Genomic DNA, 13,123 nt, shown 5'->3' on the forward strand with positions numbered 1-13,123 from the left:
TGCCCCCGCATCGACGCCGGCATTCGCCCCTCGCGCCCAGCTTGCGTCTCGGCTAGGAGCGATGCTGTTGGAAACCCGCTGACGAGAGCCGACCGATGTCCCGCATTGTCTATGTGAACGGCGCCTATCTCCCCGAGGAGGATGCCAAGATCTCGATCTTCGACCGCGGCTTCATCTTCGGCGACGGCATCTACGAGGTTTCGGCCGTGATCGGCGGCAAGCTGGTCGATTGCGAGGCGCATCTGGCCCGGCTCGAACGCTCCTGCGGCGAGATCCGGTTGGCCCTGCCCTGGTCGAAGGCCGAGCTGGTTGCGATCCACGAGGAACTGATCAAGCGCAACAGCCTCGACGAAGGCGGCATCTATCTGCAGGTCTCGCGCGGCGCGGCCGATCGCGACTTCCCCTTCCCGAAGGACGTCACGCCGACGCTGGTGATGTTCACCCAGGCCCGCAACTTCGTGAACGCCCCGGCGGTGAAGACCGGCATCAAGGTCGTTTCGACACCGGATCTGCGCTGGGCCCGGCGCGACATCAAGAGCGTCAACCTGCTCGCCCCGGTGCTGGCCAAGCAGTTCGCAGCCGAAAGCGGCGCGCAGGAAGCCTGGATGATCGAGGACGGCGTCGTCACCGAGGGCGCCTCGTCGACCGCCTGGATCGTCAAGGGCAAGACGCTGATCTCGCGGCCGCTCTCCAACAAGGTCCTGCCCGGCATCACCCGCATGGCCGTGCTGGCCTATATCGCAGAAACGGGCTTCGCCTTCGAGGAGCGCGAATTCACGCTGGCCGAGGCGCTGGACGCCGAGGAGGCCTTCATCACCTCCGCCACCAGCCTCGTCATGCCGGTGACGACGATCGACGGCCACAGCATCCACAACGGCGCCCCGGGCCCGACCGCGCTGCGCCTGCGCGAAATCTATATCGATTTTGCCCGCAAGGGCGGCGTGCTGGGGTGACCCCGGCGGGCTACAGAGCGTCCAGAAGCATCTTCGTTCCCTCCATGCGAGCCAGCGCAGCGGCGAGTCGCTCGCGCCAGCGTGGGCCGCGGGCCAAGGCGTCCTGATAGGCCTCTCGCAGTTCATCAGGACGATCGCGCGCAAGGATTTCGATCAGGAACGCCGCCTGTCGGCGGTCCTTGATCGATTTCAGGCTGTCGGCTCCTTCTCGCCGCCGGTCGGACACGATCAGCTTGTGGATCGCGAAGCGCTCCGGCCGGGGTATCTGGACGAGAACGCCGTTGCGATAGCAGAGCGCGGCGAGGATCGGCTCCGCGAGCAGGAAATTGAGATAGTGGAGCGATTGGGCGTGCACGCCCAATGCCTGCAGGGGCCTGGTGTCCTCCGTGTCGGTAAAGGACGGCGTCAGGAACTCAACCAACAGGTTCTTGCGGCTCTGCCGCCAGCGCCAGCTCCTGTGGCGATCCAGCCCCGGAACGGGTTCGAAGGCCAAATCGCCGAGCAGTCGCGGCAGGCCTTCCTCGACACTGTCCTGCACCGCCAGCGACAATCGCTCGAAACTGGCAATATCGATGTCGTTGGTCTGGGCGGCATCGTCGAGCCGGTAGCCCACGCCGAGTTCGCCCTCGTAAAGACGAAAAGCCAGCGTGCCGACGAGGGTGCCGCCAAGTCGAAACACGCCCGTCGCTGCCAGCGCCGCCACGAGGCTCCCGGTGGCGGCGTCGATCGGAAGGAAGCCTTCCGCCCGGAGGATCCGGATCAGGCGCGTGCGCTGGCTGCGTCGCTCGACCGCCGCAGCCTTGATGGTCGCCGCCCCGTCCAGACGCTGCCTCAATTGCGAGCTGTCCTCGCCGATGTAAGCTTTCTTGACCTCGGTGCCGACGCGGTAGCTGTCGTACCAGTAAACGCGGCCATTGCGCTCGACACGGGTCGGAGCGCCGCGCAGCTCGGAAACCGTTTCGTCCCGCAGCGCGTTGAGCAGATCGTAGTAGGCGCTGTGGGCCAGTGATGAGTGATAAGCGATCTCGGCCATGGCCATGTTCAACATGATCGAACGTTGTTGAACATGCTTCGTGTTCAACAAAAAATCAATGTGTTGAACATGGCGGCCGTTCCACCCGCTCCCCCATCACATAGGTCCCGACGACGTTGCGCTCGTCGCCGAGCGTGACCAGCACGAACAGCTCCTCGGCCAGATCGCGCGCCGTCTCCAGCCGGTGCGCCATGGCGCGCTGGGCGCCCGCGTCGAGCACGACGATGTCGGCCTCGTGGCCGGGCTCCAGCGAGCCGATCAGATGGTCGAGCTTCAGCGCCTTGGCGTTGCCGAGCGTGATGGCGTGGAGCGCGGCGAAGGCCGAGAGCGACTGCCCCTGCAACTGCAGCACCTTGTAGGCCTCCGACATCGTCCGCAGCATCGAATAGGAGGTGCCGCCGCCGATATCGGTCGCGACGGCGACCGGCACGCCCTCCGCGCGGGCTCGGGCCCAGTCGAACAGGCCCGAGCCGAGGAAAAGGTTCGAGGTCGGGCAGAAGACGGCGACCGTGCCAGTTTCGGCAAAGCGCCGCCATTCGCGGTCGGTCATGTGGATGCAGTGGCCGAGCAGGCTCTTGGGGCCGATCAGGCCATAATGCTGGTAGATGCCGGCATAGTCGCCCGGCTCGGGATAAAGCTCGTTGGCGAGCGCGATCTCGGCGCGGTTCTCGTTGATATGCGTCTGGACATGGCAGTCTGGATGTTCAGCGGCTAGCCGCCCGGCGGCCTCCATCTGCTCCGGCGTCGAGGTCACCACGAAGCGCGGGGTGATGGCGTAAAGCTGGCGGCCCTTGCCGTGCCAGCGCTCGATCAGCGCCTTCGAGTCGGCATAGCTGCTCTCGGCTGTATCGGTGAGCGCCTCGGGCGCATTGCGGTCCATCATCACCTTGCCGGCGATCATGCGGGTGTTGCGGCGCTCGGATTCGGCAAACAGCGCTTCCGCCGATTGCGGATGCACGGAGCAGTAGATCACCGCCGTCGTCGTGCCGTTGGCCAGCAATTCATCGAGCAGGAAGGTCGCGAGCTTTTCGGGGTGGCCCTGTTGCGCCAGACGCTGCTCCTCGACGAAGGTGTAGCGGTTGAGCCAGTCCATCAACTGGGCGCCATAGGAGGCGATCACCTGCGTCTGCGGCATGTGCAGATGGGCGTCGATGAAGCCGGGCATGATAAGATGCGGGCGGTGGTCGGTGATCTGCGTCCCCGCCGGCAGGGTCGGCAGGATGTCCTCCGCCGCGCCGACGGCACGAATGACGCCGCCCTCGATCACCAGCACCCCATCCGCGACATAACGATGCGCCGCCTCGCCGACATCGTGCGGATCGGCCACGAACCACAAAAGGCGGCCGCGCAGGGCGCAAAGGGGGCTGGTCTGGCTCAAGGATGCGCACTCCGGCTCGGATTCACATCACATCTGCACCAAATCAAAGCTTCCGGCCAAGCGGAGATCATGCCTAATCTGAGGGCATGATGTCTCTCCCCGCTGACTTGCTACCGCACACTTCAACCGCGCCGTCATCCCGGACGCAGCGCAGCGGAGATCCGGGATCCATCGTAGATCACCGGAGCCCTCCGATGGATCCCGGAGCTGCGCGGCTTCGCCGCTTGTCCGGGATGACTGCGCGGATGCGGGATCATGCATCGCACTCGTGGCACACGCAGCCGGTGCAGAGTCATGCGTGACACGCTCCGCTTCCTCCTCGGCGACGAGTTGATCGAGATCGCAAACTGCGATCCGACGTTGACGCTGCTGGACTGGCTGCGGCTGGAACGGCGCCTGACCGGCAGCAAGGAAGGCTGCGCCGAGGGCGATTGCGGCGCCTGCACCGTCGTCGTCGGCCGGCTCGATCGCGGGCGGCTGCGCTACGAGGCGATCAATGCCTGCATCCGCTTCCTGCCGACGCTGGACGGCTGCCAGGTGCTGACGGTCGAGCATCTGAAAGGCCCGGAAGGCAGCCTGCATCCGGTGCAGCAGGCGATGGTCGACTGTCACGGCTCGCAATGCGGCTTCTGCACGCCGGGCATCGTGATGTCGCTCTTCGCACTCTGGCTGAACGAGGATGCGCCATCCGTCTCGCGTATCGAGGATGCGCTGGCGGGCAATCTCTGCCGCTGCACCGGCTATGAACCGATCATCGCGGCGGCGCAGCGCATGTCGTCCGGCGGCGGCGACAGGCCGGACCGCGAGGCGGTCACCGCGAGGCTGCATGATCTCGAAGACGACGACACGCTCGCCCTCTCCGGACCCCACGGGCGCTTCTTCGCGCCGGCCACCGTCGCGGGGCTGGCGGATCTGGTGGCCGCCCATCCGCAGGCGACGCTGGTCGCGGGTGCGACCGATGTCGGGCTCTGGGTGACGAAGGGCATGCGGCGGCTCGACCCCGTCATCTTCCTCGGGCGCATCATGGCACTGCGGGAGATCGCGGATCGGGGCGATCACCTCGTCTTCGGCGCGATGGCGACCCATGCGGAGGCTCGCCCGGTGCTGGCGTCGCTCTCGCCGCAACTCGACGAGCTGATGCGCCGCTTCGGCGGCGAACAGGTCCGCAATGCCGGCACGATCAGCGGCAACATCGCCAATGGCTCGCCAATCGGCGACCTGCCGCCCGCGCTGATTGCGCTGGGGGCGAGGCTGGTGCTGGCGAAGGCGACGCCGGACGGAGTGACACGCCGCGACATCCCGCTGGAAGACTTCTTTCTCGACTACCGCAAGCAGGACCGGCGCGAGGGCGAGTTCGTCGAGGCGGTGATCGTGCCCAGGCCGGGCTCCGATGCGCTCATCCATGTCTCGAAGGTCTCCAAGCGCTTCGACGAGGACATCTCCGCCGTCTGCGGCGCCTTCCTGCTGCGGCGCGATTCCGCCGGCCGCATCGCGGAAGCCCGTCTGGCCTATGGCGGGATGGCGGGCACGCCCAAACGCGCCGCCGCCGCGGAGACCGCGCTGACCGGCCGGAACTGGGACGAGGCGGCCGTGAATGCGGCCATCGCCGCGCTGGCCCGCGATTTCACGCCGCTCAGCGACATGAGGGCCTCGGCCGGCTACCGGCTGACGGTTGCGGGGAACCTGCTGCGGCGGTTCCTGATCGAGACGACGCAGCCCGATATCGAGACACGCGTGGCCGGCCAACTCGCGGAGGCTGCCCATGGCTGATGCGCGTCGCCGGCTCGACAAGGAAGCCTCCGCGGTGGTCGGAGCGCCGCGCATCCACGATTCCGCTGCCCGCCATGTCGCGGGCGAAGCCGTCTACATCGACGACATCGCTGCACCGGAGGGGCTGCTGCACGCCTATCTTGGTCTCAGCCGCATCGCCCATGGGCGGCTGGTGTCGCTCGATCTCGCGCCCGTGCTGGCGGCGCCCGGCGTGGTCGCGGTGCTGACGGCGGCCGATATTCCCGGCGCCAACGACATCTCCTCGACGCATCGCCATGACGAGCCGGTCTTCGCGACGCAGACGATCCTGCATCACGGCCAGCCGCTCTTCGCCGTGGTCGCGCAAACGCGCCAGGCGGCGCGGGAGGCGGCGGCGCTGGCGCTGGCAGTCTATGAGGAAGTCCCGCCCGTTCTCGATGTGGCGGCGGCCCGCGCGGCGGGCGGCACGCTGGTGACCGACCCGCTCAAACTCGAGCGCGGCAATGTCGCGGCCGCGCTGGCGGAAAGCCCGCGCCGGCTCAAGGGCTCGATGACCATCGGCGGCCAGGATCATTTCTATCTCGAAAGCCAGATCGCGCTCGCCATTCCCGGCGAGGAGGAGGACATGCAGGTCTTCTCCTCGACGCAGCATCCCAGCGAGGTGCAGCACATGGTGGCGCAGGTGCTGGGCGTCGCTTCTCATGCCGTCACCGTCGAGGTGCGGCGCATGGGCGGCGGGTTCGGCGGCAAGGAGACCCAGTCCAATCTCTTCGCCTGCGTCGCCGCGCTCGCCGCGCGCAAGCTGAAGCGGCCGGTGAAGCTGCGGCCCGACCGCGACGACGACATTATCGTCACCGGCAAGCGGCACGATTTCGTCGTCGATTACGAGATCGGCTTCGACGATCAAGGCTGCATCCATGCCGTCGACGCGGTTTATGCGGCGCGCTGCGGCTGGAACGCGGATCTGTCGGGGCCAGTGACGGACCGGGCGTTGTTCCACATGGACAATTGCTATTTCTACCCGGCGGTGCGCGCCCGCTCCGAACCGCTTTTGACGAACACCGTGTCGAACACGGCCTTCCGTGGCTTCGGCGGACCGCAGGGCATGGTCGGGGCCGAGCGCTTCATCGAGGAGGTCGCCTTCGCGACCGGACTCGATCCGCTGGAGGTGCGCCGGCGCAACCTCTATGGCGGCACGCCCGGCGACGGGCCCGGCCGCGATCTGACGCCCTACCACCAGACCGTGACCGACAACATCGCAGGCGAGGTGATCGAGCGGCTGGAGCGCTCCTGCGACTATCGCGCGAGGCAGGCGGCGATCCGGGAGGCCAATGCCAAAAGCCCGATCGTGAAGCGCGGCATCGCGCTGACGCCGGTCAAGTTCGGCATCTCCTTTACGGCGACCTGGTACAATCAGGCGGGCGCCCTGGTGCATGTCTATACCGACGGTTCGGTGATGCTGAACCATGGCGGCACCGAGATGGGCCAGGGGCTGTACGTCAAGGTGGCGCAGGTGGTGGGCCACGCCTTCGGCATCGGCCTCGACCAGGTCAAGATCACCGCGACGACGACCGGCAAGGTGCCCAACACCTCGGCCACCGCAGCCTCTTCGGGCTCCGATCTCAACGGCATGGCGGCGCTCGATGCCTGCGAGACGATCAAGGCGCGGCTGACCGAATTCGCCGCCCGGCACTGGCAGGAAAGCCCGGAGGCAATCGTCTTCCGGCCGGGCTTGGTGCAGGTGGGCGCCCGCGAGATCGCTTTCGCCGATCTGGTCAAGGCGGCCTATATGGCGCGCGTCCAGCTCTCGGCCACGGGCTTCTATGCGACGCCGAAGATCCATTGGGACCGCAAGGCCGGGCGCGGCCAGCCCTTCTATTACTTCGCCTATGGCGCGGCAGCGGCCGAGGTCGCGGTCGATACACTGACGGGCGAATACAAGGTCGAGCGCGTCGACATCCTGCATGATTGCGGGACGTCGTTGAACCCCGCCATCGACAAGGGCCAGATCGAGGGCGGCTTCATCCAGGGCATGGGCTGGCTGACGACCGAGGAACTGGTCTGGGATGCCAAGGGCGTGCTGAAGACGCATGCGCCCTCGACCTACAAGATCCCGGTCGCCTCCGATCGGCCGCGCCTCTTCAACGTCGCACTGCTGGAGAACGCCCCCAATCGCGAGGCGACGATCCACCGCTCCAAGGCGGTCGGCGAGCCGCCGCTGATGCTGGCCATCAGCGTGCTGCATGCGCTGTCGGATGCGGTGGCGAGCGTCGGCGGCCACCGGGTCTGTCCGCGGCTCGATGCGCCCGCCACGCCCGAGCGCGTGCTGGCGGCGGTGGAGCGGGTTCGGGCGGAAGCGGGTCGATGAGCGTGGCCGCCTTCCTCGCCCGCCACCTCGCGGATGGCGCCATCCTCGTCACCCTCACCCATGCCGCGGGCTCGACCCCGCGCGAGGCCGGCGCGACGATGGTGGCGAGCGAAACCGGCGCGGCCGGGACGATTGGCGGCGGGCAGCTCGAATTCCACTGCCTCGACATGGCGCGCGAGATGCTCGCGAACGGCGAGCGCGAACGCAGCCTCGACATTCCGCTCGGCCCCCAGATGGGCCAGTGCTGTGGCGGGCGGGTGGAGGTTTCGCTCCGGCGCGCGACATCGACTGATCTCGCGATGCAGGTGGCGCGGGAGCGAGCCGAGGCCGAAACGCGCCCGGCCGTGCTTGTGTTCGGCGCCGGGCATACCGGGCGGGCCCTGGTCGAGGCGCTGGCCCCTCTCCCCCTCCGGGTGACGCTGATCGACGATCGCGACGCCGTCATGGACGGGCTTCCGGCGGCGGTGACCTGCATCCGCATGGCCGATCCGGTCGCGGCCGTCGCCACGGCGCCGCCCCGTGCGGCCCATGTCGTGCTCACCCACAGCCACGCGCTCGACTACCGGCTGACGGAAGCCGCACTGCAGCGGGGCGATGCGGCCTATGTCGGCATGATCGGCTCGGCGACCAAGCGGGCGCGGTTCGAGGCCGGCTTCCTGCGCGCCGGCGGCCGGCACGACGCGCTGTCGCGCCTCAGCTGCCCGATCGGCGGCGGCGATGTGGACGACAAGCGGCCGGAGGTGATCGCGGCCTTGACGGCCGCCGAACTGGTGCGGAGTTTGCTTCGGAAACAACAGGCTTCCCGAGGAGCCGGAGCGGAGGAACGGGCCGGCCATGACGCAACCGCCTGACCAGACGGTTCGCCCCCGGCTCGCCCTGTCGGGCATCTCCAAGAGCTTTCCCGGTGTGAAGGCGAACGAGGACATCAGCCTCAGCGTCCGCCCGGGCGAGATCCACGCTTTGCTCGGCGAAAACGGCGCCGGCAAGTCGACGCTGGTCAAGATCATCTATGGCGTGCAGCAGGCCGACAGCGGCACCATCGCCTGGGACGGCGCGCCGGTCTCGATCCCCTCGCCCAAGGCCGCGCGGCGGCTGGGTATCGGCATGGTCTTCCAGCACTTCTCGCTGTTCGACGCGATGACGGTGATCGAGAACATCGCGCTCGGTCTCGACGAGGCCTGCGACAGCGACGAGCTGAAGGGCCGCGTCGCGGCCATCCTCGAAAGCTACTCGCTGCCGCTCGACCCCGAGCGCGAGGTCCATACGCTGTCGGTCGGCGAGCGGCAGCGCATCGAGATCGTGCGCTGCCTGCTGCAGAACCCGAAGCTGCTGATCATGGACGAGCCGACCTCGGTGCTGACGCCACAGGAGGTGGACAAGCTCTTCGCCACGCTGCGCCAGATCGCCTCTCAGGGCTGCGCGATCCTCTACATTTCGCACAAGCTCCACGAGATCAAGGCGCTGTGCGAGGCCGCCACGATCCTGCGGGCTGGCCGGGTCGTTGCGACCTGCGACCCGCGCGTCGAGAGCACGAAGCGCATGGCCGAGCTGATGATCGGCGCCGAGCTACGCCAGATCGAGCATGGCGGAAGCGCCGGCGCGGGGCCGGTGCGGCTGTCGGTGTCGGGGCTGACACTGCCGGGCGAGCCTCCCTTCGGCACCGATCTGCGTGCAGTCGCCTTCGAGGCACGGGCCGGCGAGATCCTTGGCATCGCCGGCGTCGCCGGCAATGGCCAGTCCGAGCTTTTGACCGCCTTGTCCGGCGAGCGGCCGGCGAACACGGCCGATGCCATCGCGCTCGACGGCAAGCCGGTGGGGCGGCTGGATGCGGGCGCGCGCCGGGCGCTCGGGCTCTGCTGCGTGCCGGAAGAGCGCAACGGCCATGCCGCGGTCCCCGATTTCTCGCTCGCCGACAATGCCATCCTGACCGCGCGCCACCGCCTGCCGCTGACGCCTCTCGGGCTGATCAGTACGGGAGACGTCAAGCGCTTCGCCGATTCCGTCATCAAGCGCTTCGACGTCCGCACCACAGGAACCGCGGCGCTCGCCCGCTCGCTCTCGGGCGGCAATCTCCAGAAGTTCATCATGGGTCGCGAGATCGGCCAGACGCCGGGCGTGCTCATCGTCTGCCAGCCGACCTGGGGGGTCGATGCGGGAGCGGCAGCGGCGATCCGGCAGGAACTGGTCGACCTCGCGGAGAAGGGCTCGGCGGTGGTGGTCATCTCGCAGGATCTCGATGAACTGCTCGAGCTCGCCGACCGGCTCTGCGTCATCAATGAGGGCCGGCTGTCGGCCCCGCGCGCGGTCGCCAGCCTCGGCGTCGACGAGATCGGCCTGATGATGGGCGGGGTCCACGGGGTCTCCTCACAGCCCGGAGAGCCGGCCCATGCTTGAATGGCGCCGCCGCCGCGAGCCGAGCACGCTGATGCTCTGGCTCAGCCCCCTGATCGCGATCGGGCTGACGATGCTGCTCGGCATGATCGTCTTCACGGCAATGGGCTATGACGGCTTCCACGCCGTCGAGAGCATCTTCGTGACGCCGTTCGTGGAGCCGCAGCGCTGGCCCGATCTCGGCGTCAAGGCGGCGCCTCTGGTGATGATCGCGCTCGGGCTCGCCATCGGCTTCCGCGCTAATGTCTGGAACATCGGCGCCGAGGGGCAATACGTCATGGGGGCGATCGCCGGCACCGGCGTGGCCCTGGCGACGCATGGCATGACCGGCTGGTGGATCTTGCCGGCCATGGCGTTTGCCGGCGTGCTCGGCGGGATGGCCTGGGCGGCCGTGCCCGCCTTCCTGCGCGTGCGGCTGCAGGTCAGCGAGATCCTGACCAGCCTGATGCTGACCTATGTCGCGGTGCAGGGCCTCAATTATCTCGTACGCGGGCCCTGGAAGGATCCGGACGGCTTCAACTTCCCCCAGACCCGGATGTTCGGTGCCGACCAGACCCTTCCAGCGATCATGCCGGGCTCGCTCGTCCATATCGGCATCCCGGCGGCATTGCTGATCGCGCTTGTCGCGTGGCTGCTGATGGAAAAGACGACCGCCGGCTATGCGGTGAAGGTGGTGGGCCTGGCGCCTGCCGCTGCCCGCCACGGCGGCTTCAGCGCCGACCGCGTGACCTGGGCGACGCTGCTGGCGGGCGGCGGGCTCGCCGGGCTTGCCGGGCTGTTCGAGGCGGCCGGCCCCTTCGGCCAGCTGACCCCGCAATTCCCGACCGGCTACGGCTTCACAGCGATCATCGTCGCCTTCCTCGGCCGACTGAACCCACTCGGCATCGTGTTCGGCGGCGTGGTGCTGGCGGCGACCTATGTCGGCGGCGAGATCGCCCAAACGACGGTCCGCCTGCCGCAGGCGGCGACGGGCATGTTCCAGGCGCTGCTGCTCTTCGTGTTGCTGGCGACGGACGTGCTGGTGAAATACCGCATCGGCTGGAAGGTGCGGGCGGCATGAGGGCTCCAACCAGCACGTCATGCTCGGGCTCGACCCGAGCATCTCTCCCCGGAGATTCTCGGGTCTGCGCTGCGCTCCGCCCGAGAATGACGGAGGGGGCGCGATGACCACCGCCATCCTCGTCTCGATCCTGATGACGCTCGTCGCGGCCTCGACGCCGATCCTGCTGGCGGCGTTGGGGGAACTCGTCACGGAAAAGGCCGGCGTCCTCAATCTCGGCGTCGAGGGCATGATGCTGTGCGGGGCGGTGGCGGGCTTCGCGGTCGCCTTCAGCACGGGCAGCACGATGCTGGGGCTCGTCGCGGCGATGGCGGCGGGTGTGGCGACCGCGATGGTGTTCGCCGTGCTGACGCTCTCGCTCACCGCCAACCAGGTGGCGACCGGGCTGGCGCTGACGATCTTCGGCATCGGCGCCTCCTCGCTGATCGGCGCAGGCTTCGTCGGCCGCACCATCACGCGGCTCGGGCCGGTGTTTCCCGCGGCGCTCTCGGAGCACCCCTTGCTGCGCGCGGTCTTCGGCCACGACATCGTGGTCTATCTCTCGCTCGCGCTCGTACTCGGCGTCAGCCTGTTCCTGCGGCGGACGCGGCCGGGTCTGATCCTGCGCGCCGTCGGCGAGAACGACGCCTCGGCCCATGCGATCGGCTACCCCGTGATCGCGATCCGCTATGCCGCGATTGCCTTTGGCGGAGCGCTGGCGGGTCTGGGGGGAGCCTATTTCTCGCTGGCGCTGACGCCGATGTGGGCCGACCGGCTGACCGCCGGGCGGGGCTGGATCGCACTGGCGCTGGTGGTCTTCGCGGCCTGGAAGCCGGGCCGGCTGCTGCTGGGCGCCTATCTGTTCGGCGCCGTGATGACGCTGGAGCTCCAGGCGAAGGCTGCGGGCATCACCTGGCTCGCACCGGAATTCCTGGCAATGACGCCCTACCTTGCGACAATCGCGGTTCTGACCATGATGTCGCTAGGCCGAAGATCCGGCCGGCTCAACGCGCCGGCCTGTCTCGGCAAGCCTTTCTCGGCGTCCTGACGCCGCCCCCGCCACCGGAGACCACATCCATGACCTCGATCATCACCCGCCGCCGGTTCAATTTCGGGGCCGGCGCCAGCGCCGCCGCCCTGCCCCTGCTCGGCGCCGGCGCCCGGGCCCAGGCGCCGCTCGGCGTCGGCTTCATCTATGTCGGCCCGGTCGGCGACCATGGCTGGACCTGGACGCATGACCAGGGCCGGCTGGCGCTCGAGAAGGAGTACGGCGCCAAGATCAAGACGAGCTTCATCGAGAACGTCGCCGAAGGCCCCGATGCGGCGCGCGCGATCCGGCAGCTCGCCCAGGCCGGCAACCAGATCATCTTCACGACCTCATTCGGCTTCATGAACCCGACGATCCAGGTCGCCAGACAGTTCCCGAACCTGAAGTTCGAGCACGCCACGGGCTATCAGCGCGCCGACAACGTCGCGACCTACAACGCCCGCTTCTACGAGGGCCGCGCCGTGATCGGCACCATCGCCGGGCACATGTCGAAGTCAGGCCAGGCCGGCTACATCGCCTCCTTCCCGATTCCCGAGGTCGTCATGGGCATCAACGCCTTCACGCTCGCGGCGCGCAAGGTGAACCCGAACTTCAGGACCAAGGTGATCTGGGCCTCGACCTGGTACGACCCGGCCAAGGAGGCCGACGCCGCCAAGGCGCTGATCGACCAGGGCTGCGATATGATCACCCAGCACACCGACTCTGCGGCCGCGCTTCAGGCGGCAGAGCAGCGCGGCGTCTTCGCCTTCGGCCAGGCCTCGGACATGAAGGCCTTCGCGCCCAAGGCGCATCTGACCGCGATCGTCGATGACTGGTCCGGCTACTACATCAAGCGCGTCAAGGAGGTGATGGACGGCAGCTGGAAGACCGGGGACGTCTGGGGTGGCATCAAGGACGGCATGGTCAAGATCGCGCCCTATAACGACGCCGTCACGCCCGCCGCCCGCGCAGCCGCCGACGAGGTCACGAAGGGCATCGTCGCCGGCACGCTCCATCCCTTCACCGGGGAGCTCAAGGACCAGAAGGGCACCGTGCGCCTCAAGGCCGGCGAGAAGGCCGGCGACGAGTTGCTCTCCAAGATGGACTGGTATGTGGACGGCGTTCAGGCGTGAGGACGCGGCCGTCATGGTCGGGTCCGACCATGACGGATACCAGCGCTCCTCG

At 68.1% G+C, this 13,123-nt stretch carries 10 protein-coding genes; 8 read left to right on the forward strand and 2 right to left on the reverse strand.

The genetic code is table 11. The annotated features are described in order from the left end of the window. The first annotated feature begins 95 nt into the window (after positions 1–95). Positions 96–953, forward strand: coding sequence for a D-amino-acid transaminase (locus tag ABIE41_RS21735; RefSeq protein ID WP_192642305.1), 858 nt, complete (start codon positions 96–98; stop codon positions 951–953). 10 nt (positions 954–963) lie between these two features. On the opposite strand, the gene ABIE41_RS21740 is transcribed toward ABIE41_RS21735, so the two are convergent. Continuing rightward, the gene (locus ABIE41_RS21740; protein ID WP_192642306.1) at positions 964–1,986 is read right to left on the reverse strand and encodes a nucleotidyltransferase family protein; all 1,023 of its coding nucleotides are present in this window, start codon (positions 1,984–1,986) and stop codon (positions 964–966) included. Positions 1,987–2,041: 55 nt separating this feature from the next. Next, on the reverse strand, positions 2,042–3,364 hold the full coding sequence (guaD, locus tag ABIE41_RS21745; protein ID WP_192642307.1) for a guanine deaminase: 1,323 nt from the start codon (positions 3,362–3,364) through the stop codon (positions 2,042–2,044). Between the two features lie 294 nt (positions 3,365–3,658). On the opposite strand from guaD, the gene xdhA reads away from it, so the two are divergent. The 7 genes from xdhA (at position 3,659) to ABIE41_RS21780 (ending at position 13,071) form a co-directional block, all read left to right on the forward strand. Further along, positions 3,659–5,134: a xanthine dehydrogenase small subunit gene (xdhA, locus tag ABIE41_RS21750; RefSeq protein ID WP_192642308.1), complete on the forward strand. Its 1,476-nt coding sequence runs from the start codon at positions 3,659–3,661 to the stop codon at positions 5,132–5,134. Next, positions 5,127–7,481 (forward strand): xanthine dehydrogenase molybdopterin binding subunit, encoded by a 2,355-nt coding sequence (gene xdhB, locus ABIE41_RS21755; RefSeq protein ID WP_192642309.1) that lies wholly within the window; start codon positions 5,127–5,129, stop codon positions 7,479–7,481. Before xdhA ends, xdhB begins: the two co-directional genes overlap by 8 nt. Continuing rightward, on the forward strand, positions 7,478–8,332 hold the full coding sequence (xdhC, locus tag ABIE41_RS21760; protein ID WP_192642310.1) for a xanthine dehydrogenase accessory protein XdhC: 855 nt from the start codon (positions 7,478–7,480) through the stop codon (positions 8,330–8,332). The genes xdhB and xdhC overlap by 4 nt, the downstream gene beginning before the upstream one ends. Next, entirely contained in the window at positions 8,316–9,875 is a 1,560-nt protein-coding gene (locus tag ABIE41_RS21765; RefSeq protein WP_192642311.1) for an ABC transporter ATP-binding protein, read from the forward strand. Before xdhC ends, ABIE41_RS21765 begins: the two co-directional genes overlap by 17 nt. After that, the gene (locus ABIE41_RS21770) at positions 9,868–10,932 is read left to right on the forward strand and encodes an ABC transporter permease (RefSeq protein WP_192642312.1); all 1,065 of its coding nucleotides are present in this window, start codon (positions 9,868–9,870) and stop codon (positions 10,930–10,932) included. Before ABIE41_RS21765 ends, ABIE41_RS21770 begins: the two co-directional genes overlap by 8 nt. A gap of 103 nt (positions 10,933–11,035) precedes the next feature. Beyond that, positions 11,036–11,959, forward strand: coding sequence for an ABC transporter permease (locus ABIE41_RS21775; protein ID WP_192642313.1), 924 nt, complete (start codon positions 11,036–11,038; stop codon positions 11,957–11,959). 29 nt (positions 11,960–11,988) lie between these two features. Beyond that, positions 11,989–13,071: a BMP family ABC transporter substrate-binding protein gene (locus ABIE41_RS21780; RefSeq protein WP_192642314.1), complete on the forward strand. Its 1,083-nt coding sequence runs from the start codon at positions 11,989–11,991 to the stop codon at positions 13,069–13,071. The last annotated feature ends 52 nt before the right edge of the window (positions 13,072–13,123 follow it).

The sequence above is a fragment of the Bosea sp. OAE506 genome (assembly GCF_040546595.1).
In the GTDB taxonomy this organism is placed as follows: Bacteria; Pseudomonadota; Alphaproteobacteria; order Rhizobiales; family Beijerinckiaceae; genus Allobosea.